Source organism: Methylobacterium sp. 1A, from assembly GCF_058072805.1.
This window is the reverse complement of record NZ_JBYQVE010000001.1, coordinates 1,843,070-1,864,319: the sequence shown is the minus strand read 5'-3', so window position 1 is coordinate 1,864,319 and position 21,250 is coordinate 1,843,070. Positions and strand designations below refer to the sequence as shown.

General features: G+C 67.9%; 17 protein-coding genes and 1 pseudogene. 6 read left to right on the top strand and 12 right to left on the bottom strand.

All coding sequences use genetic code 11. The annotated features are described in order from the left end of the window. Window position 1: 1 nt before the first annotated feature. The 3 genes and pseudogenes from ACX9MN_RS09120 to ACX9MN_RS09110 all read right to left on the bottom strand — a co-directional run. Window positions 2-724, bottom strand: a complete 723-nt coding sequence (locus ACX9MN_RS09120; RefSeq protein ID WP_082773261.1) for a TIGR04282 family arsenosugar biosynthesis glycosyltransferase — start codon at window positions 722-724, stop codon at window positions 2-4. Between the two features lie 127 nt (window positions 725-851). Continuing rightward, the gene (locus tag ACX9MN_RS09115) at window positions 852-1,328 is read right to left on the bottom strand and encodes a DUF411 domain-containing protein (RefSeq protein ID WP_066925634.1); all 477 of its coding nucleotides are present in this window, start codon (window positions 1,326-1,328) and stop codon (window positions 852-854) included. Window positions 1,329-1,393: 65 nt separating this feature from the next. Further along, window positions 1,394-1,573, bottom strand: a pseudogene (locus ACX9MN_RS09110) (efflux RND transporter permease subunit); the annotation flags it as partial. Window positions 1,574-1,788: 215 nt separating this feature from the next. Between ACX9MN_RS09110 and ACX9MN_RS09105 the strand changes: the two are divergent. After that, window positions 1,789-2,112 (top strand): hypothetical protein, encoded by a 324-nt coding sequence (locus tag ACX9MN_RS09105; protein ID WP_066925637.1) that lies wholly within the window; start codon window positions 1,789-1,791, stop codon window positions 2,110-2,112. 53 nt (window positions 2,113-2,165) lie between these two features. Here ACX9MN_RS09105 and ACX9MN_RS09100 read toward each other — a convergent pair whose 3' ends face one another. From ACX9MN_RS09100 to ACX9MN_RS09075, 6 genes are all read right to left on the bottom strand, one after another. Further along, window positions 2,166-5,918, bottom strand: coding sequence for an AAA family ATPase (locus ACX9MN_RS09100; protein WP_066925640.1), 3,753 nt, complete (start codon window positions 5,916-5,918; stop codon window positions 2,166-2,168). A 26-nt stretch (window positions 5,919-5,944) separates the two neighbouring features. Next, complete coding sequence (locus ACX9MN_RS09095; protein ID WP_066925643.1) at window positions 5,945-7,183, bottom strand: exonuclease SbcCD subunit D; 1,239 nt, start codon at window positions 7,181-7,183, stop codon at window positions 5,945-5,947. Next, entirely contained in the window at window positions 7,180-7,791 is a 612-nt protein-coding gene (locus tag ACX9MN_RS09090) for a metallophosphoesterase (RefSeq protein ID WP_066925647.1), read from the bottom strand. The genes ACX9MN_RS09095 and ACX9MN_RS09090 overlap by 4 nt, the downstream gene beginning before the upstream one ends. Window positions 7,792-7,908: 117 nt before the next feature. Continuing rightward, window positions 7,909-9,783, bottom strand: coding sequence for an AAA family ATPase (locus ACX9MN_RS09085; RefSeq protein ID WP_489724269.1), 1,875 nt, complete (start codon window positions 9,781-9,783; stop codon window positions 7,909-7,911). A gap of 420 nt (window positions 9,784-10,203) precedes the next feature. Next, window positions 10,204-10,509 (bottom strand): hypothetical protein, encoded by a 306-nt coding sequence (locus ACX9MN_RS09080; protein WP_066921159.1) that lies wholly within the window; start codon window positions 10,507-10,509, stop codon window positions 10,204-10,206. Next, window positions 10,509-11,351: a metallophosphoesterase gene (locus tag ACX9MN_RS09075; protein WP_082772982.1), complete on the bottom strand. Its 843-nt coding sequence runs from the start codon at window positions 11,349-11,351 to the stop codon at window positions 10,509-10,511. The genes ACX9MN_RS09080 and ACX9MN_RS09075 overlap by 1 nt, the downstream gene beginning before the upstream one ends. Before the next feature lie 374 nt (window positions 11,352-11,725). Here ACX9MN_RS09075 and ACX9MN_RS09070 point away from each other — a divergent pair, with 374 nt between their 5' ends. The 3 genes from ACX9MN_RS09070 (at window position 11,726) to ACX9MN_RS09060 (ending at window position 14,903) form a co-directional block, all read left to right on the top strand. After that, on the top strand, window positions 11,726-12,466 hold the full coding sequence (locus ACX9MN_RS09070) for a DNA-binding protein (RefSeq protein ID WP_230366169.1): 741 nt from the start codon (window positions 11,726-11,728) through the stop codon (window positions 12,464-12,466). A 263-nt stretch (window positions 12,467-12,729) separates the two neighbouring features. After that, window positions 12,730-14,373: an anti-phage dCTP deaminase gene (locus tag ACX9MN_RS09065; protein ID WP_082773168.1), complete on the top strand. Its 1,644-nt coding sequence runs from the start codon at window positions 12,730-12,732 to the stop codon at window positions 14,371-14,373. Beyond that, window positions 14,370-14,903 (top strand): hypothetical protein, encoded by a 534-nt coding sequence (locus ACX9MN_RS09060; RefSeq protein ID WP_066924439.1) that lies wholly within the window; start codon window positions 14,370-14,372, stop codon window positions 14,901-14,903. The genes ACX9MN_RS09065 and ACX9MN_RS09060 overlap by 4 nt, the downstream gene beginning before the upstream one ends. A gap of 39 nt (window positions 14,904-14,942) precedes the next feature. Here the strand turns inward: ACX9MN_RS09060 and ACX9MN_RS09055 are convergent, their stop codons facing one another. The 3 genes from ACX9MN_RS09055 to ACX9MN_RS09045 all read right to left on the bottom strand — a co-directional run bounded on the left by ACX9MN_RS09055 (window position 14,943) and on the right by ACX9MN_RS09045 (window position 19,755). Beyond that, window positions 14,943-18,224 (bottom strand): recombinase family protein, encoded by a 3,282-nt coding sequence (locus tag ACX9MN_RS09055; protein ID WP_489724268.1) that lies wholly within the window; start codon window positions 18,222-18,224, stop codon window positions 14,943-14,945. A gap of 252 nt (window positions 18,225-18,476) precedes the next feature. Then, window positions 18,477-18,869 carry a hypothetical protein gene (locus ACX9MN_RS09050; RefSeq protein WP_489724267.1) on the bottom strand — a complete coding sequence of 131 codons (393 nt, stop codon included), beginning with the start codon at window positions 18,867-18,869 and terminating at the stop codon, window positions 18,477-18,479. Between the two features lie 133 nt (window positions 18,870-19,002). Next, window positions 19,003-19,755: an IS6-like element ISMpo1 family transposase gene (locus ACX9MN_RS09045; RefSeq protein ID WP_048464881.1), complete on the bottom strand. Its 753-nt coding sequence runs from the start codon at window positions 19,753-19,755 to the stop codon at window positions 19,003-19,005. 182 nt (window positions 19,756-19,937) lie between these two features. Here ACX9MN_RS09045 and ACX9MN_RS09040 point away from each other — a divergent pair, with 182 nt between their 5' ends. Both ACX9MN_RS09040 and ACX9MN_RS09035 read left to right on the top strand, forming a co-directional pair. Next, complete coding sequence (locus tag ACX9MN_RS09040; protein WP_489724266.1) at window positions 19,938-20,657, top strand: P-loop NTPase family protein; 720 nt, start codon at window positions 19,938-19,940, stop codon at window positions 20,655-20,657. Between the two features lie 92 nt (window positions 20,658-20,749). Next, window positions 20,750-21,247, top strand: a complete 498-nt coding sequence (locus ACX9MN_RS09035) for a hypothetical protein (RefSeq protein ID WP_489724265.1) — start codon at window positions 20,750-20,752, stop codon at window positions 21,245-21,247. The last annotated feature ends 3 nt before the right edge of the window (window positions 21,248-21,250 follow it).

Sequence of the window (21,250 nt, the reverse complement as noted above, 5' to 3'; positions counted from 1 at the left end):
ATCACACGGGCATTCCGGCAAGCAGCGTCCGCGTCGCCAAGGCCGGTCCGCCGATAAGGTCAGGCAAGGCGAATGGAAGGGCGCTGCCGGTAATCTCGTCGCGAAGGTACTGTAGGGTCAGCGCATCGTCGATGTCATACCAGATCGGCAACGTCTCGACCGCCAAGGCGATGGATGCCGCCCGCTCCAAGGTCAAACGAAACACATCGGACGTACTCCATGGGATATCCGCGAAAAGTTCAGGGTGATCCCGCTTGACGCCTATCAACGTGTAGCCGCCGTCCGTGGCCGGGCCGAGGACCACGCGATCGCCGTCTCGACGTAGCGCCTCTACCGCTTGGGCCAGAAGCGCCGGGGGAAGAGTCGGGGAATCCGAATTGATCAGCACCACCGCATCGTGATCCGGCGAGGTCAGGAGCCTGCGCGCAGCCGTTGCCAGAACCTTTCCGAAGTCGGCGCCTTCCTGCAGCAAAAGTCGGAACGAGGTGGGCAACAAGCCTTGAAGCTCGACCTCCGCACCACTCGGCGCATAGACCCCATATCCCTGGCAGCCGAGAGGGACATGCATCGCCGCTATCGTGTCGGCAACGTCGCGAAGGAAGCAGCCGGACAACGCGGCCGCTTGTTCCGCACCGATGACGGCCGCCAGTCGTGTCTTGGTATGACCGGGACGTGGGGCCTTGCACATGATGCCAAGAGCTATCGTCATGGCTTCCTCGCGCACGCGCGGGCCATCAGGCGATCCGGAAGTGCACCTGATCGCTCAGGATCGGGGATGCGATGACGAGCGAGTTTTTGATTTCCATTGTCAGCCGAAAGCGCTTTATCCGTCTTTAAAGAGGAGGCGACACTCACAGGGGTTCCGATCCACGATAGCGCGCGAACATGATCCGCACCACTGGGCCAAATAGCACGACGTCGTAGGTGTCGGGCTCCATCCCCTCGACGTCCATGCCGGGGGAGCCTGAGGGCATGCCCGGAACTGCCAGCCCGGTGCCCTGGGGCTTCTCGGCGAACAGGCGCTTGATCGCACCGGCTGGGACGTGCCCCTCGATGACGTAGCCGCCGACCTGCGCCGTGTGGCAGGAGGCGAGGTCCCGCGGCACGCCGAGGCGGACCTTGAGCGGGTTCACGGGCCCCTCGGTCACCGCCACGGTGAACCCGCTTTCGCGAAGGTGGGCGATCCACTTCTCGCAGCACCCGCAGGTCGGGTCCTTGGTCACCGCGACCGTCGTCAGGTCTTGAGCGAGGGCATGGCGCCCAAATGCGGTCGATGCTGCTAGGCCCAGAACCACGGCGCGTCGGGTCATCCACATCGTCTCGTTCATGGTCGATCTCCCGGTCTCATTCCGCCGCCAATGACAAATTTCGATGTTTGAAGGATTCCATCGAACTATCGAATTACGCGAGCCGTCAGCCTTTCACCCAAGCCATAGACCGCCGGGATCACCACCAGGGTTAGGACTGTCGACGAGACCATGCCGCCAATCATCGGGACCGCGATCCGCTGCATGACCTCGGAGCCTGAGCCAGTGCTCCACAGGATGGGTAGGAGCCCAGCCATGATGGCAACCTGAGAAGGGTCCGGCCTCGGTGACCGCGGTGCCGCGACGACTGCATGGTTGGCCCGATCCGTCCCGGCCATCGAAACTTCGCATTAAAAAAGAAATCGCGGTCCAAATAATTTTCTTTATAACGAAATTCTCTTTCATTCTTTCGCTTTGAAGAAAAAAGTTGCGATGGACGGATTTTCGTTATGATGAAAAAGAGAGTGGGGAGGTTTTCGCTATGGAGGAAAGTCTCTTCAGCGACGACACCATGGCGCTGCAGTTCGGGAGACGAAGAAACCCCTTCGTCATGGGGCTCGGCAAGTTCCGCGACGCCGCGACGGCCATCGGCTTCGATTCGGGGCTCCTCGAAAGGGAGGTGAGGGTCACTGTCGGGAAGGCCCTGGATCGATGGCCGGATACGCTCCGGGACATGCCCATCCCCCCTTCCATGAAGCGGACCCTGCTCGACCGGCTACCCCGCTTGCGTCTCGTGCAGGAGGTGCGACCCGGGTTCAAGCACGGCACGTCGTTCGACGAGGACGACGTGCCGCCCCAGCGCTGAAGACATGCCCGGCCTACCCCGGGGCGACGAGGTGCTGCCCCTGGAAAATGGGCTTAACCCGGCAAGCATCCGTCGACGACCCGCACGGTGCTTCGCCCGTTGCCGCGCCGCTCGACGCGCACCTGGACGGCGATGCGATCGATCATCGCGGCCACGTGGGTGATGACCCCGACCCTGCGTCCCTGGCCCTGCAGGGTCTCAAGTGCGTCGACGGCGATGTCCAGCGTCTCGGCATCCAATGAGCCGAACCCCTCGTCGATGAAGAGGGTGTCGACGAAGGCCTGCCGTCCTTCCAGGCCGGAGAGCGCCAGCGCCAGGGCGAGCGCAACTAGGAAGCGCTCGCCGCCCGAGAGGCTGCGGGTGCCGCGCAGCTCGTCGCCCATGTCGCGGTCGAGGACGTGCAACGCGAGGTCGGCGTCCTGACCGCGAACCAGGGCGTAGCGTGGGCTCAGGATGCGGAGTTGTTCGTTCGCGAGATGCGCCAGGTGCTCCAGCGTGACCCCTTGCGCGAAGCGTCGGAACCGATCGCCGTTCGCGGAGCCCACGGCGGCATCGACCATCTCCCACCCGTCGAGACCCTCGCGCGCGGTCGCGATCTCGCGCGAAAGGTCCGCGGACTTGCCGCAGGCATCGTCGTCGCGGGCGAGCTCGGCGTCGAGTGCGCCCCTGCGCCGTTGATGGGTGGCGATGAGCCCGGCGACCGCGACGGCGGCGGCCTCCGTGCCGGGTACGTCGACGGGCGGGAGGCAGCGCAGCGCGTCGAGGTCCGTGCGACGGGCGGCCAATCCCGCCTCGGCTGCCTCGTGCGCCCGAAGCAACCGGTCCCGCGCCTCGCGCAGGGCCGTGAGGGCCTCCGGGGGCACCGCCAGGAGGTCGAGCACGGTATCGGGTTCACGGAGGCCGCATTTCGCCAGGAACCGACCCTGCGCCTCCGCCAGGACGTTCCGGGCGCGTCGGTGTTGGGCATCGGCATGCTCCGCGGAGCCCGTGGCCGTCGCATGGAGCGCGGCGGCGATACCGGACGCCTCAAGCCCCATCCGGTGGTTCTCGCGGGCCACGTAGCGGTCTGACGTGATGCGGGCACGATGGCTGTCCGTGGGTTCGCCCCCGAGAAGCCCGGCCCGGTCCCGCCGGGCATCCCCGAGCGCCGTCGCCCGATCGTCGGCGGCCCGTACCGCCGTTTCCCGAAGGCCCGTGGCGGTGGCCTCGGCCTCGATCGCCACGGCCCTGTCGGGCACGAGGTCGTTCAACGCCGCAACGAGGTCGTGGTGGTTCTCCCGTGCCGCGCGGTAGGCGGCCCCGAGCTCGGCGATGCGACGGGCCGTGCCGTCGGGATTGCGGGCGAGGTGCGCCTCGTCGAGGCCGGCGGGGGCGAGGATCGGTCCGAGCTCGCGGACGATGGATTCGACGCGGGTGATCGCCGCCGCGGCCCGGGTCCGTTCGCGTTCGGCGGCGAGGGCCGCGGCCTGACGCGGGGCGGCTTCCGCCAGGACGACCCGGTCCGCGGCGGCGATCACGCCCTCTGCGACCGCGATGGCCTTCCCCTCGACGCGGATCTCGGCGGACAAGGCACGCGCCCGTTCGAGCTTCGCGGCAAGCAACGCGCGCAGGCCTGCCGTGGCCTCGGCGATCGACCCCAGGTGATCGACGGCCCCGGACCCCAACGCGTCCGGCGGCTCCCACATCCCGGCCCGGACGCATGCCGCCGCGAGGTCGGGACGGTGTCCGGCATAGGCTTCGGCGCAGCTTAGGAGGATCACCCCTGCCTGTGCATCCTCCCGTGCGGCGCCCTCGAAACGTGCCGATGCGTCGGCCCATGCGGTCGCGGCGACGGTGATGGCCCGACCGGCGCCGGCCAGTTCGGCGTCGATCTCGAACCGCCGTCCGCGCATGGTCTCGGCCAGAAGGGTCAGGGCGTCAGACCCGTGCCCCCCGTCGATGGGATGTTCCGTCGAGCCGCAGACCGGGCAGGGTTGGCCATGGACCAGGACGCTTCGCAGGTTCGCGGCCTCGACCGATGCGCCGCGTTCTGCAAGGTCCGCCATCGCCGCGATCTCCGCCCGGGCACGGGTAGCCACGCGGAGGGTGGTTTCAGCCTCGATGCGTCGCGCCTCGGCTGCCTCGCGCAGCGCGCCGGCATCGGCTTGGCTCGCGCGTGCGCGGGCCTGTTCGGCCCAGGCCCGGTCGTGTCGCCGTGCCAGGTCGGAGACGAGGGTCATGCGCTCCATAAGGCTCCGGAGATGGGCATCGACCGCCTCCGTGCCGTCGACGTCGAACGCGCGATATTCCTCTTCGCGGATGGCGCGTTCGGCGATGTGCCCGTCGCGGGTCTCGCGGGCCGAGGTCGCCCGCTCCCGGGCCGAGGCGGTCGCGGCGTCGGCCTCTTCGATCCGGGTTTCCGCGTCCTTGAGGGCGACGAGGGCGGCATCGCGTTCGAGGGCCAGGGCCTTCCGCTTCTCGAATAGGCCGGCGATCTCGGCCCCCCTGTCAGCGAGTGGCCTCATGGCCACGTCCGCCGCGATCCGCGCGGCCGTCGCATCGCGCGATGCGGACACCGTGTCGTAGGCCTTGTCCAGGTCCAGTCGGCGGGTACGGGCCCCGTCGAGGGTCGTCTTCGCGTCCTCGGCCCTGGCGACGGCCGCGTCCGCCTCGCGGGCGAGTTCCCCGATGCGGGCGTCGAGCGCGTCGGCCGCGCTCCACGTCGGCGTGAAACCGCGGAACGCCGCCTCGCCCGCTTCGTCGGCCGCGCGCGCCATGGCCAATCCCGTGCGGATTTCCGCAAGCGCCAGGCCGGTGGCGTCGACGTCCGCCCGGGCGGTTTCCAGGACGCCTTCGGCCGCAGCGCATTCGGCTTCGGCCGCCGACAGGGCATCGGCGGGGCGCCTGCAGGGTTCGACGGCCTCGATCGCCGCCAACCGCAGGGCATCGTCCCGGCCCTCCGCGACGGCGGAGGCGGCCTGCTCGACCAGCACGGACGCCTCGGCGAACCGCGCCTCGGCCGCCGCCGACCTGCGGGCGTGGTCGAGGGCGGCGACGTGTAAGGCATGCTCGGCCGCGAGCGCCGGCATCGCCGCGTCGATCGCGTCGCGCTCGGCCGTCCTCTCCCCTCGTGCCGCCGCGTCGAGGAGACCGATGGCGTCGCGACGCGCGACGAGGAGAGCGAACGCCGCGCGTCGTTCGTCGGCGCCGGCGCGCACCCGCTTCGAGATCTCCGTGTAGACCTGCGTCCCGGTGATCTTCTCAAGCAGGTCGGCGCGATCCCCTTCGCTCGCGAGCAGGAAGGCGTCGAATTCACCCTGGGCCAGGACCACGGTCCTGCGGAACTGGTCGTATGTCAGGTCGGTCCGGGCGACGACGGCCTCGTTGACCGCGGTCTTGCCGGTGGCGACTGCGGCGCCGTCCCCGATTTGGGACAGGCTTCGGGTCTCGGCCTGCAGGCGCCCGTTGGCCCGGTTCCGGGCTCGGTAGGCCGTCCACCTAGCCCGGTAGGCGACACCGTCCCGGCCTCGGAAGTCGACCTCGGCGAAGCCCTCGCCGGCCCCGCGCCGGAGGATGGCGCGCGGATCGCCGGAGTTGATGGCCTGGCCACCCGGGTCGGGCACGTCCTCGTTGCGTCCGGCGCTCACGCGGGGATACCGGCCGTAGAGGGCGAGGCACAGCGCGTCGAGGATGGTCGACTTGCCGGCGCCGGTCTCCCCGGTGATGGCGAAGATGCCGGTGGCGGCGAGGGGACCGTCGGCGAGATCGATGTCGAACGGTGCGGCGAGGCTCGCGAGGTTCGCGCCGCGTATCGCGAGGATGCGCATCGGTCAGGCCCGGGCTTGCGGACGGTTCATGCGCCTGCCCTGGCGCGATGGAACACGTCGAGGTGCGGGGCGGCCGGCTCGATCCCGTGGGTCCGGAAGAAGGCCATGCGGAACAGGTCTTCCGGGTCCCGCTCGGCAAGGCGGACCATGGGATCGCCCACCGGCGCGAGGTCGGGCGACGGGGCATCGACGCTCGCGACCCGCACGTCGACGACCTTCACCGGGAACCCTTCGGCGATCCGATCCACCTCGGCCCGGTAGGCCGCGGGCAGCCCGTCGCGGGCGAGCCGGATCTGCAGGAAGGGCCGTGCCTCGACCGGCAGGTCGGGATCGAGGTCGAGGGCCGCGAGCCGGTCGCCGAGCTCGCCCAGCGTCGTGTCGCCTGCATCCGGCAGCCGCAGGAAGGGGACGGGCCGGTCGATGACGACGTGTTCCGTCCGTGCCGGGCCGTCGCCGAGGGTGACGAGGCTGACCCCGTGACGGTAGGCCAGTTCGGTGGCCGAGAGGGGGATCAGGGAGCCCGAGTAGCGCACGATCGGGCGCCCCACTTCCTGGGCCCGATGGAGGTGGCCGAGCGCGACGTAGTCGGCGTCCTCCGGGAAGACGTCGGGCGGGACGGCGTGCTCCCCGCCTACGAGGATCCGGCGTTCCGCCCCTTCGGATTCCAGCCCGCCGGCGACGTGCAGGTGGCCGGTGACAAGGTACGGCAACCCGGCAAGCTCAGGCCGGGCGGTCTCGTGGAGCGCGGCGTAGAGATCGCGCACCGCCCCGACGATGGGGGACCCGGCCCCCTCGCGGACGCGGCGGGCGGCGAGGCCGGGCAGGCAGGCGGCGGTGGGATACGAGACCCCGAGCACGTGACCCGCCACCGCGCCGTCCTTTCGGATCGGGACGAGATGGCCCGACAGGTCTATGGCGCCGCCGGGACGCCGCACGTTGCCGACGACATGGACGCCGATCGCATTGAGGAGAGCGCGCGGCGCCTCCAGCCGGCCGGCCGCGTCGTGGTTGCCGGCGGTGACCACGATCGTCATCGCGGGCCGGGCCCGATGCAGGCGCACCAGCGTCTCGTAGAACAGACGCTGGGCCTCGCCGGACGGGTTCTGGCTGTCGAAGACGTCGCCGGCCATCACCAAGGCGTCCGGCTTCCGTTCCTTGACGAGGGCGACGAGCGCGTCGAACACCCGCGCATGCTCATGCTCGCGCAGAAAACCCCGCAGGGTCTGCCCGATGTGCCAGTCGCCGGTGTGCAGGACGCGGATCATGGCATCACTTCCGTCGATCGTTCGTCGTGCCTGCGGCCTTGGGCGTGGTCCGAAGCCGGTACACGCGAGAGGGCGTCGGCGTTCTCGGCCAGGCGCACGCGGATCTCGTCCAGGGTGACGGGGCGGTAATCGAAGCAGTCGACGCCGACGTCGGTGCTCGCGGCGGTCCCCGGCAGGGTGCCATGGGAATGGCCGTAAAGGTGGATATCGCCGCGGTGCATCCTCGGCCAGACCCGGTGCGCGTAGTGGCTGAGGAAAAGTCCCTGTGGCGACCCATCGAGATTTTGGACGACCACGCGGGCCACGTCGACGACGGGCCCGGCCCATGGAAGCCTCACGCTGATGCGGTCGTGGTTGCCGCGAACAAGGAAGATACGACCCTTCAGTCGCGAAAGGATCGCGCGGGCGTGGGCCTCGGTGCAGCGGTAGCAGAAGTCGCCGATGTGCCAGACCGTGTCCTCGGGGCGGACGGCGGCGTTCCAGTTCGCAACCAGGGTCTCGTCGTGTTCCTCGATGGTGGCGAACGGTCGATTGAGCGCCATCCGGGGGCTCAGGATCTGGCGGTGCCCGACGTGATGGTCGGCCGTGAACAGGGTTCGTGGCGGCATTTCGAGCTCCTCGCAAGTGCGCGGAGGCTCGACGCATGGGTCGTCTGCACTCCGGAATTCAGGGGGGCGAAGGACGGCCTATGCGTTTCATCGGGAAGCTCCTCGGACGACGATTCCTTATTTCCTGGACGTGGCCCCGGCGCAAGGTCGGAGACTCCACGGGTGGGCGTAGAGGCGAAGCAGGTCGGCCTCCACCGTGCGGCGCAGGGCGGGATCGGCACGCATGGCCTCCTCGGCCCCACCGGGTCGATAGACGAGGCTGTCGCCGAGGCCATATTCCACATGCAGCGAGACCACAGTCGTGGTGGCGCGATCGAGGTCGGAGCCGCGGCCTCCGCCCGCCCCGGTGTGGGGCACGCCGACAAGAGCGTCCATCGCGCGGCCGGCGAGTGCGACGACCGCGATGCGCTCGATCTGGGTCCGCGTGAGGAAGGCCCGCGGGGTCAGGGTCCCCCTGGCGGCCCCCTCGCTCGATTGCCGGTGGGCGATCGTTACCGTGGACATGGATGCCACGTCGAGCACGACGGCACAGACGCAATGCGCCGCTTCATGGGCAGCGATGGCCCGGATTTCCTCCGGGGTGCGGGTCTCCGTAGGGGCGACCTGGGCGATGAGGTCCGCCAGGACCATGCGGCGGCCCTCGGCACGGGCGGTCGAGCGCGCGCCCTTGACCCAGGCCACGACCTCGGCGCCGGTCGACCCGGCTCCGAGTTGCGCGACGCCCGAGATGTCGACGCCGTCGAGGTCGACACCGAGATGCTGGCGCAGGATCCCCGCAAGGGCGGTGGCGTCCGGCCGGTCGATCCGGATCACCGGATGGAGCCGGCCGGGGCGGATCAGGGCCGCGTCGAGGAGGCCGATATGGTTCGTCGCCCCGATTACAATAACCTTTGAGGTTATATTTGATGAAGTAGAGTCTAGACTTGCAAGTATCCCGTTAACGACAGGACTCCACCAGTCGCGCGCACGGTTATCCATTGCTGCTCTGTTAGGAATGCTGTCTATCTCATCTAGAAATAAAATACATGGCGCAATTGCCGCAGCTTGTGCAAGCTTCGCTTCCCATGCCTTCAGGACTCCATCCAAATGACCGGACGACGAAGTGAAGAGTTCGGATACGCTCGCCGAGATGAGCGGAACCTTCGCTGCCTTGGCGACACTGCGGATAAGGCTGGACTTGCCCAGACCGGGGTCCGAGTAGAGCGTACAGTTCTTCGAGATCTGAGAGAATTCCAGCCGCCCGGCCCTCCATTCGCCGAGGTCGCGCACGAGGGCGAGGGCCCAATCCATCGCGGCCGAGTAGCCGTGGAGCGATGCAAGCTCGGGGATATCCTCGCCGAGCGCGTCGCCGGCCGATAGGGCCCGGGTGGACGACTGTAACCGCGCAATGCAGGAAGCAGGGGAGGTACCCATCCGGATCGCCGCCGTGATGTCGTCGAACGAGAGACCGGTGGCGACCGCGGGCGGCAGCCGGCGCGCCCGCTTGCCGGTCACCGCCCGGATCACGGATGCGATGACGCGGTTCGACGGCGGCCCGATGCGAACGAAGAGGTCGGCGGCCTGGACGAGTGTGGCGGGCAGGTAGCGCGCGGGTGCCGGGCTGATGCCGGCGATGCGTGCGCCCCGCGACAGCACGGCGGAGACGTTGCCGTTTCCTTCGGTGGGTCTTTCGGAGCGGGACGCGCCCATCCTGACGATGACCTGTGCGAACGACCCCAGGTCGCGGAGGGCGAGTTCGACCCGGCTGCCCCAATCGGGTGCCGGGACCTCGATCACGAGGGCGAGGGCCCCGTGTCCCTGGACGCGGCGCAGGCCCGCCGGGCCGAGTGCGTCGAGCAGGGCCGCGACGGGCAGGGCGTCCCGGGCGTCCTGGCGACCGGCCAGGCCGGCCTGAACGTAGACGGTGTCGAAGTCGTCGGCCGGGTGGCGATCGTCGCCGAGGTCGAGGGCGGCCTGGGCGGCGACGCGCCGTGCGGATTCGATGAGGGACATGATGGCTGCCTCCTGAACGAGGCAGCCGGCCGCGATCGCGGTGCTGGTCAGGCCTCGGGGGGGATCGGGATCGCGTGGGGGGAGCGCGGCCGGGCGGCGATGCCGACGGGCCGGGCGGGCCTGCGGACAGGCCGGGGCGCGCGTTTCGGCGCAGAGGGGCGATGGGTCATGGGGTTTCATCTTGGGGCGAGGGCCGCCCGAACGTCAGCTACGAGGGCGGTGTGGGCTCCGGCCGGTGCCGGGAGCGTATGTCGCTCGATGAGCGATGGGGGATGATTACAGTATCGATTGAATTCGCGTCAAGATTAAATTCTATCTGACGGATATTTTATTGGCATCTGTGGATAACCGGCTATAAGACCAAGTCTAAGCGGATCGGAACCTCTTCGGCGGATGCCCGATATTCGGTTGGATCACGGATTATCGTGCCGGTCCGGTGGAAGGATCCGCTCTTCCGGCCCGTCGTTTGGAACCCTCCGGGTCGGCGGCGTCGCCTGAGCGTCGGATCGCCCGCGAGGTCCTGCCGAACGGGACCACGGTGCCGCTCGGGGCGCGGGCGGAGGCGCCGGCCATGCGTTCCGCCTCGTCGATGACCGCGTCGCCGAGGGCGACGAGGGCCCGGTGCATGGCCCGACGGTACGCGGTGACGCCGATCTCGTCTCGCATCACCGCGGCGCGGTTTAGGAATTCGACCGCGAGATGCAGGTCGTCGTGGACGTCGATCATCAGTTCGTTCCTTCCGTTCCGTTCGTTCTCGGCTGCGTGTCGGCGTCGGCCTGCCGGTCGGGCACCTCGACGACGAGACCTGGGATGAAGCCGGTGGCCTCCTCGACGTGGCCGCGTGGGTTGCAGACGATGCGGGTGTCGTGGATCCGGTAATCCGCATGCCGGTGGACATGGCCGTGGACCCATAGGGCGGGGCGGCACGTCCCGATGAGGTCATCGAGGTCGGTGGCGTAGCACCACGCCAGGTTCTCGTGCGGGGACAAACTCCGCCGGGACGGTGCGTGGTGCGTGACCACGACGGTGCGCTCCGGCGCCGGCCGGATCGCGCCCTGGACGTAGGCCCGGCTCGCGCGGTGCAGGCGAAGGACGTCCTCGGGCTCGATGCGATGCCTGGACGTCGGCCCGGTGCGGATCCGGCGATAGTCCTGCATGCCCTCGCGTCCGCCGGCCGACCGCAGCCCGTGGAGGAGGCCGAAGGCGCCGAGGCGAAAGTCCGTCCATAGCGTCGCCCCGACGAAGGTGACGCCCCCGATCGTGACGGCGTCGTCCATCAGCAGGTGGACGCCGAGGCGATCGGCGGCGGCCCGGCCGAGGCGGACCTGGTCGGACAGGGTGTAGCGGACCTCGCCGCGGTCCCACCAGAAGTCGTGGTTTCCCGGCACGTAGACCACGGGGACGCCATGGAAGCGTTCGGCGATCCATTCGAGCGAGCGCACGAGCGGAACCTGGACGTCCCCTGCGATGACGACCGCGTCGAAGCCCCCGGCCGGCACGTGCGCGGCAGGGTCCCACGCGTTCGCGACGTGTTCTTGATGTAGGTCGGATAGTGTCCAGAGGCGCATGTTGCGGCCCTCCGATGCCCACGGTTTTCGAGGCCGTGGTGATGACGATACCCGGGGCCTTCGCCCTCGGTCGGCCCATGGGGCCTGGTGCACGCGCCCTAAAGCGCAGGCCGTTATGCGGCCCGCGCGGCTTTCATTCGGGTACAGGCGGGCACGTTCGTCATGGGGCCCAGGTGGACGCGGGCGGGCCCGTGGTCAAGCGGGCGATGCGGATCATGGTTGACCGTTGGTTAACGGGAACCCCTCCGCCGTGCATCAACTGAGAATCCGCGAGGAACGGGAACGGGGAACGTTCCGCATTCCCGTTCCTCGAATTTTCAGGGCACCTTAACCAAGGTTCGGCCAATCTATCCTGAGGTTCGGAGGGGTTCGCGATGACGCCGCAGCAGAGGGTCTACAAGGTCTGCGACCGGATCAGCGCGGAGGGCAAGGAGGACGTCGATGTCCAGGCGGTGATCGACGAGATGAAGCGCAAGCCCCCCTACCGCGCTATGGCCCGTGGGGCGGTCATGCTGCACGTGCGGGGGTGGAAGGTGGAGCGGGCGTACAAGCCGCGGCTCGACGTGCGGGTGCTGCCCGAGCCGTTGCAGGCGGGCCTCGCCGAGCTCGCCAAGACGGTCTGGGAGGCGGCGATGGTCGAGGCGACGGCACGGCTCGAAAACCTGCGTAGGCTGGCGGAGGTGGAGCGGCTCGCCACCGACGAACTCCTGCGAGAGGCCGGCGCCAAGCTTGACAGAGAAGAGGCGACCGGCTTGCTCAGGGACGCGGAAGCGGTCCGGCTGACCGGGGAGAACGCGGCGCTCCGGGCGGAGGTGGGACGCGTGAGCAGGCGCCTCGAACACATCCGGGCGGAAGAGTTCTGGGACCGGGTGATGCGCGAGGTCTTTGCGATCATCCCGCCGCGGGGGGCGATGACGGTGGAGGGGATCCTTCCGAGGCTGCGGCAATCGACGCGCCGGGGGGCCCGGCTCCACCGCGAGCCGTTGGACGTGGAGACGCTGCGCAAGAAAATGGACGTGCGGGTCAAACACGGGAAGTTCTTCGCTAGGAACTACGACAGGACCTATCAGCGAGAACCACGCCATCTCGCCGGGACAGCGCATGGCGAGACATAGGATCGGAGCTCGCCGTTCCTCCTAAAGCGGGCGCGGCGAGACCCACGCGGGTGCGACGAGAAAAGTGGATCGGTCGATCGTGCCGATCCTGTCGATCGATGGACCGATCCGGTTCGTTCCGTGTTCAACAGGTCGTTCGCCTGGGCTGGTCACGGGACATGTACGATCGTCCGGAAAGTGTATATCGGCGACTGGCTCCGAACCCATGATTGTCTCAAGCGCCTCGGGGCCGGTCATACTCTGTAACGGTGGGGCGGGTCAGCATGGTCAACGGCGTGAGTGTCGCCCGCCCGGTCGCGGGCGCCACGGTGGGGAATGCCGGGGAAACAAGTCAGGAAGTCCTGAAGCGGTCGCGGGGAAACGAGCTCTTCATCGCCGTCGTGGGGCCCGTCGGGGCCGGGGCCGGACGGGCCGCGAAGATCATCAAGCAATTCCTGGAGGAAGCCGGGGCGTCGCGCTACGAGGTCCATGTCGTGAAGGCGAGCTCCGCCATCAAGGCGTGGGGCCGCGCCGAGGGGCGGGCGGTCGCCGGCGACGGGGCGCGCAAGACCCTCGACGGCATCATCGCCATGCAGGACCACGGCGATGCCATGCGGCTCGCCGCGCGTGACAACGCGGCCGTGGCGCGGGCCGTGGTCGGGGGGATCAGGGTGGCTAGGGCCGAGGCGAGTGGCCTCGCGGAGGGCGAGCTCGACGGCAAGCCCCGCGCCTACATCATCGACTCCTTGCGGCATCCGGCCGAGGCGCACCTTCTCCGTCGTCTCTATCAGGACGCGTTCACGCTCGTCGGCGTCGTGTGCGATCCGGAGAAACGAAGCAGGAGGCTGCGAACGGAACTCTACAACCTCGACGACCGCCAGACGGAGGCCACTAAGGCGGCGATCGCCGCCTTCATGGACCGCGATGCCGACGCCCCCGAGAAGCATGGCCAGCACGTCGTCGACACCTTCCACGAGGCGGATTTCTTCGTCGACAACTCGAAGGACGCCGAGGACGACCCGAACAACACCGCCATGAACGAACCGCTCCGACGTCTGGTCCGGCTCCTGACCCTGAGCGAGGTCATCCGGCCGAACGTCGCCGAGACGGCGATGCACCAGGCCCATTCGGCGCAGCTCAAGAGCGCATGCCTTTCGCGTCAGGTCGGCGCGGCCCTGGTAGACGCGCAGGGCAACGTCATCGCCACCGGGACGAACGAGGTGCCCAAGGCCGGGGGAGGTGTCTACGGCGAGGCCTTCGAGCCCGGTGACGACGAGCGGTGTGCCTTCAGGCCGAACAGGTACTGCAGCAGCAACCGGGAACAGAACGCCATCATCGACGCGCTGCTCGTTGCGTATCCCATGCTGCTCGCGGACCGGGAAAGGTCCGTGGTCGTCGCCGAACTCCGGCGCACGCGGCTGGGTGGGCTGATCGAGTTCAGCCGTGCCGTCCATGCCGAGATGGACGCGATCCTCTCGGCGGCGCGGACGGGTGTCTCGCCGCGCGGCACGCGACTTTTCGTCAGCGCGTTCCCCTGCCACTACTGCGCCCGCCATATCGTGTCGGCGGGGATCGACGAGGTCCAGTACATCGAGCCTTACCCGAAGAGCCGCGCGCTCGACCTGCATTGCGACGCGATCACCACCGTGTCGGAGGATTGGGAACCTCCGTCCCGCTTCCGGCATGAATCCCCGCGCGATCGCGGGGCGATCCGCGAGCCTGCGAAGCCCCGGCCGAAGGTCCTTTTCAGGCCGTTCGTCGGCGTCGCGCCCCGGATGTACGCGAGGGTGTTCCTCAAGGACCGTGACTACAAGGACAAGGTGACCGGCGATTTCGCCATGGGCGAGCCGGACTGGGGTGGTCCGTCGGACCTCTTCAAGCTACGCTATACAGACCTCGAACGGGACCTCGGGATTCGCCCAGCATGAGCCATCCGCACCTTCGTCTCGTGGCCGAGACGGCCCGCGACGAGGCTCCCGCCGTCGCACCGCGGACGCATCACGAGCAGCTGTCCCTCTTCGATTTCCGACCCGTACAGCGCGTGATCTGCTTTCCGATGGCGGACCTGCACGGTGAGGTCTTCGCCCGCGTGTTCAGCCTTGCCAGGCCGTCCATCGTGATCGATGCGCGGGCCTATCCCTACTTCGACCTCAACGCCCTCAGCCGCCAGAGGGCGTTCAGCTTGTTCGAGGACACGAGTTCCCACTATGTCCATAGGCACATCGACCTGAGGCCACCGAGCGACCAGTGCGGACGGTGGAGGGTGCGTGGCACGGCGATGGATGTCCTGACGGCGTTCGCACAGCCGTCCGACCGGACCGTGACCTGTCTCGCCGTGCTCCTCAACGGGCGGACGGACGTGGATGTCCTCGACGAGGCGCTGCGACACTCGGAGGCCGGCAGACCGGTCCACTGGCGTGTCGAGACCCTGGAAGGGGTTCCCGGCCTTTCGAGCTGACGTCCGGGGTTTCGTGGTCCACTGATGTGGCCGGACCCGTCATGGATCCCCATAGGCGGCCACCGCGGGCTCCAACCATGCACGCCGACGCTCCTCCTCCTTCTTCGTGATCTTGCGGAAGAAGCCGAACAGCCCGGGCCCGGAAGGATGCCACCGCCCATCGTGCAGCCAGTACCCATCCCGGAATCGGTGCCCGGATCCGTCGATCGCAACGATGTCGATGTGTCCGTCCTGTCCGCATCGCATCGACGTGACGGTGTCGCGCAGCATCTGCCGGACACGGATGCGCACCGCGAAGCGTTCCTCGTCGGACGCGTTCGCGCGTTCGAGTTCCAGCATCAGGGCGATGGCAGGTTCCCGACCGTCGGACTTGCCGGCATCCCTCAGGGCAAGCAGGGTCGCGGAGTTCTCCGTGATCCCCGCCTCGATGGTGGCGACCTCGCCACGGATCCTCTCGATCGCAGGTTCGGCGAACCGGTCCCCGCGCCCGAAGGCCCGCATCAGGGTCTCCGCCTCTGCCTGGAGGCCGTCCCGTCGGGCGATGGCTTCCCGCAAGGCCTGTTCGAGACGTTGCATCTCGCCGGCATCGGCCTTCGAAAGGTCAAGCTGCAGGAACCACGACAGCACCGCGTCCTCGGTCTCCTGGTAGGGGATGCGGACGTCGTTCCCACAGGTGCCCGCCCGGCTCGACGAGCAGATGAGCACGATGGTCGAGCGCTTCCCCCGGTCCCGGTAGTTCATCGGGTTGCCGCACGTCGCGCACGTGGCCACCATCCCGAAGAGGTTCGAGATGCGCGTGCCCTGCCGGCCGCCAGCGTTCGGCGTAGTGCCCAGCCGCCGCTTGTCGGCCACGCGCCGGGCCCGGTCCCACAGATCATCGTCGATCACCGCCGGATAGTAGTCCGGGATCACGTCGCCGGCGGGGATCCGCGTGCCGACCTTGATCCCGTTCCTGATGCTGGCCTCCATCCTGTGGGGCCGGAACTCGCCGAGGACGGCGCGGGTATCGGTGATCTTCTGGATCACGCCCCCGTGCCATGCGCGGCCCTTGCCCCAAGTGGGCTCCCCGTCCCTGTTGAGCCCCCGGGCGATCGCATCGCGCCCTCGGCCGTCGGCGAGCTCGGAGAAGATCCGCCTCACGATCGGCGCCCGTACCTCGTGCGGCTTGAAGCCGTCGCCGTCGACCTCAAGCCAGGACGGGATCCTCGCGGTGAGCTTACGCTTGCCGATGTCCGCCCGTTTCCGGATCCAGGTCTCCTTCAGCCGGGCGGCCTTCATCAACGACTCGTCGTGCGCCCGCATCAGGTAGACGATCGAGATGATGAATTGCATCGGGTCGGACTGGGCGTGGTAGGTCTGCCTGTCGATGATCGATCTGACGATGATGCCGTTGTTGACCAGGCGCAGGAGCAGTTCCTGCGCGATGTTGATCTCCGCCCGCGAGACGCGGTCGAGGGACTCACAGAGGAAATAGCTCCCCACCGCGATCCTTCCGGCCTCGACCTCGTCCACGAAAAGCCTGAGCTTGCCGGTTCCGCCCTTGGCGATGTTGGCGCGGGTGTAGGCCGAAACCCCGATGTCATGGAGGTTGAAGCGGGTGTCGAGCGTGAGATGCGGGTTCTCGGCGAGGTAGGCGTCGCGCAACTCGATCTGTCTCCGGAAACCGTCGCGGTGGCGTTCGCCATCGCCCTTGCTGACTTGGCGTTTCGAGCTCAAGCGCAAGTAGGAATAGGCGATCGCCGGTGCGGGGTCGGCGGGGAGGCCGGAGGGAAGACCCATCGAAGTCCAGGCTTTCTTGCGTGATGCGACCCTCCTAACACGTTGCCGGCCAACCCTGCCAATCGTCGTCACGGTGTAGATGCCGGCGCCCAGGACGGTCCCCCCCGCCGTGGCGAGGTTGCCGCGGATGTCGTGCTGTGCGGCGGGGCCGAGCGTGAGGCATGAACCGCCGCCGCTGGTGACGTTGATGTTGCCGGCGATCCGGAACACGCTGTCCGAGGCCGTGGCGTCCCCGAGCGTCACGTTCGAGCCGCCCGAGAGCACGAGGGCGTCGCCAGCTGTGCCGGCGCCGATCTCGAAGCTGTTGCTGATGCCGCTGCCAAGCGTGAGGCTGGCGCCTCCGCTGACGAAGAGGCCACTCGCCAGGCGGAAGCGGCTCGGCCCGCCAAAGCTCAAGGCCGTGCCCTGATGGCAGATGCTGTACTTGACCGAGCCGTTGCAGCCGGCCGTACCCTGGCCGATCTGGAACTCGCCAGCCCCGAACGTCGTCGTGCTGCCGCCCGTGGTGTAGAGGCCCTTTGCGATCTTGTACGTCCCCGGCCCGAACGACAGGGTGCCGGTGTTCGTGATCGAGCCGCTGAAGTTATACAGGGCGTTCGCGGCGCCGGTGGTATTGAAGCGGACGGTGATACCGCCGCCCATGCTGATGGACCCAAAGCTGTAGCTCGGCAGGGGCGGACAGGTCAGGGTCCAGACCGGGCTGGCAAAGCTCGCCGTGCACCCGGCCTGGATCGCCTGGTTCTGGGTCGCGGCGACCTGGTAGGCGAAGTTGATATCGGGTCCGTTCGCTACGCTCGGCGACCTTGGCGCCATCATCGCCTGAACCGTGGTCAAGCGCGCGACGGCCTGGCTCAGCGCGCTGCTGTTCGCGATCGGGTCCGCCGTGACGACACGGGTGATCTTGGCCGGGCCGCCGGTTGGATTTTGTATCCCAGCGCAGGGTTGGCTTGGGGCCGCGTTCGCATCGTAGGTCAGCGAAGCGGTCTTGATTGTCGTCCCGCACGGGGCCGTGACCGTGCTGTTCGACGCGATCCCGCAGCTCGGCGCCGACAGGTTCGTGCCCCCGCTCAGGGTGATTCCGGTTTCCTGACCACTCAGGGCGATGATGCAGGCCGGTGCCGATACGGGCATCTCTGCAAAGCTCACGGCCGCGATCGCGACCTCTTTCTGCCAGCCGAGCGCCGCCCCGAGCAGGATCTGCGATTGGGTGACGATACTGACAGTGATGGCCTGATTGCCGTTCCCGCGCGGGGACTCGACGATCCTGGCCGTGACCGCGTCCTGCGCCACGCCGTTGATCGCCGCGATGCTTTTGGCGGCCGCAAGCATGCTGCTGTCGGAGTTGGTGTCGTTGTAGGTCAGCGCGGCGGCATACGCTGCAAGATCAGCCGTGCGTTGGTTCTGCCCACGCACAAGCAAGCCGTGACCGTACTCGACGGCAAGACAGGAGATGCCCAGGACAGCCGGTAGGGCGAAGGCGGATATGATCGCAATGCCGCCGGACTGATCGCTCGTGAACTTTCCAAGTTTGGATACGAGCATCCGGACTGCCTCGGGCGAGCCTACACCCGGACAAGCCGCTTGCCGGAATTGACAACAATACCAGCAAGCCTGAAAATAGTATAAACAAGCCAACGCATATTATGTATAACACAGAGCTTGCATTGCGCGCGATTGAGCTCAGCGCTCTGTATTATCGTAACCCCTCGACCGACAAAAGGGGTGATGAAGGCTTGCCGATCACGGTGACAGTCGACATCGACCGTGTCGTCTGCGGTGACGACACGGTCAGCGTCAAAGACTACAGATCTCTGTGTGCAGGATCGTATTAACCGGGCGCAGCCATGCGTAGTCCGGGAACCGGAGCTTGTCTTCAGCCTGAGCGTGCTTGGCCAAATCCGCGATCGCGGTTGGCAGGTGGCCGCTCTTAGCGAGCATCTTGTGGATCCGGTCGAGCGCCTTGGCGTCCCGCCCGCGCATGTCGGCGATGGCCAGAACCATGTGTGACCGCAGCGCCGTCACGACGGCCGCCGGCGGTTCGGCACCTTTGTTGGCCACGGTATGCGCGGAGCCCTTCAAGACCGCCGCCAGAACCGCCTTACGGGCCTTCTCGTCCGCCAACGGCGCGCAACACTCCATCACCAGGGCGAGGGCGCCGGCCAGGTGCCAGGGAACGCGATCGGCCACCGTTTCCAGCGCTCGCAGATCGCGCAGGTCGCGAACCTCCGTAAAGGGGTTTGCCGTGCTGGCGACCTGAGCGCCGGCGGGCCTGTCGCAAGCCGTGCCGTAGGCCGCAGCAGAGGCTAGATCTGTCTCGTTTTTAGGCTCTGTTAACCGCCTGAAGGCCGAAGCAGACCCCGAGCAGTCGGTTCTGCTCGCGGATGGTCCATGCGCCGGCAAAGCCGAAGCCCTTGCGCAGCCACAGCATGGCCTCGAACCCCTGGATCGTGCGCCGGGCAGTGCGGAAGGACTGGAAGCCGCCGATCCGGGGCATGTTCTTCTTGACCCGAAAGTGGTCGCTCTCAATGCCCTGCTGCAGGTGCTTGGTCACATAGTGGAGCGGCGCGCGGGGTAGAAGGCCGTCGTTCCTCGCAGCCAAGATGGCGGGTGGATAGGTGCCGGCGCCATCCGTGCCGATGCGATCCGGGGCGAGCAACGGCTGATCCTGCAGCATCTTGCGGAAGAAGCGCTTGGCGGCATCGAGATCCCGATTGGCGGTGAGCAGGAAATCGACTGGATTGCCGTGCTTGTCGATGGCCCGGTAGAGATAGCGCCACTCCCCCCGCACCTTGATGTACGTTTCGTCGATGCGTACCGAGCCGCAGTGCGGTTTGCGGAACTGCCGCAACCGCTTTTCGATCAGCGGCGCGTAGGCCAAGACCCAGCGGTTCAGGGTGGAGTGGTCCACATCCATGCCGCGTTCCAGGAACAGCTCCTCGATGTCGCGGTAGCTCAGCGGGTAGCGCAGGTACCAGGAGACGGCCTGGACGATCAGGGCAGCCTCATAGTGCCGGCCCTTGAAGTCAGCCTTGGCACGCTGCTTCAGCTTCGCGGCGATGGCGGACAGGATCATGGGGTGGCCTCCGGGACTGGAGGCACCATGCGGGCTGCATGGTCAACGCGGGGTAAACGCTGCGGGTTTGCGACAGGCCCTTTCCAGATCAGGCTTCAGCACCCTCCTGGAAACACCGCCATCCCGGCCACTCAACCCCACACCCCACCCTTATCGGACGGGCTCTAAGAAGGATTGACCCCATGCCTCGCATCCTCCTCGTGGTTCAGGACAAGGGTGGCGTCGGCAAGTCGATCGTCGCCCGCGCGCTGGCCGAAGCTGTGCCGGAGGCGCCGCTGATCGAAGTCGACGCCTCGCAGCGGCTCCTCGAACTGAACGATCGCGTGCAGTTCTTCCCCATGCGTGCCACCCGTGAGGACATCGAGCGTACCGGCGGGCGCGCGGCGAGAGCCGAGTTCGACCCCGTCATTACCACGATGACGTCCGCGACCCTGCCGACCATCGCCGATATCGGCGCTAACACCTCGGCAAGCTTGCTTGCGCTCCTGGCCGATCTTGCTCCAGATCTGAGGGAGGCAGGCATCGCAATCGGCGTGCTGGTTCTGGTCACGGCCGAGCCGGGTGCGCTCGCTGAAGCGCCGCGCCTGCTCAAGCTCGCTGAGCCGTTCGCTGCGGCCCGGTTCGTGATTGAGAACCGCTTGCGTGGCGCGGTAGATGCCAAGACCCTGGCCAAGCTCGGCACTGGGGTGACCGTGACCATGCTCGCCGAGCAGGTAATGGAGGACAAGGCGGTCGAGATCCTGCAGGCGGGTGGCCTTGCCTCGATCCCGCAGATCGATGCGGCCAAGTTGAACGAGCGCCATGGGCTGGCGCTGGGCTCCCGCATCCGGCGCGACCTCGCCCGCTTTCGCGCCGAGGCGATGGCGGCGGTGAAACCGGCCGCCGAGTGGCTCGTCGGATGAGACCGCCGGAGGCGCAACCCCGCCCGAAACGGCCTGGTCCCAATCAGGCTGTGCGGCGGGCGCAAGCCGAGGCCGGCGCGGCAGAGCGCGTCGTGGCGGCGGTCAGCGCGAAGCGCTTGATGGACTGCCTTCGCCTAGCGCCAGCCGAGCGCCTGCGCTACCTCGACGATCCCGATCTCGTCTCGGCCGATCGCGTCGCGCTGCGCCGCTCGGTAGAGGCGAGCCTCGTGCCCGAGCGGCGCAAGATCCCGCTGCCCCGTCTTGGGCGACCCGGGCGAGGGCGTCGCCGGGCGCGGTCGTTTCTGGTTCGCGCGGCGCTGTCGCCCCTGACCCTCGGCCTGATCGTGGTCGGCGGTCCCTGGCTCGCCTTGTCGTGGCAGAACACGAGACCGCTGGCCGTGATGGCACAGCGCGGGGTCGCGAGCTTCCGGCTACCCGACGGCAGCGAACAGGTCGTTGCCTTATCCAAGGGGTCAACGGTGACGGTATTCGACCAAAGAACCGCCGATCCGGTAATCGGGGTATGGTACCCGCGCCTCGGGTACGCCACGGCAGCGGTCCCGCGAGCTGCCCTGCAGTTCCAGCGCTAGGGC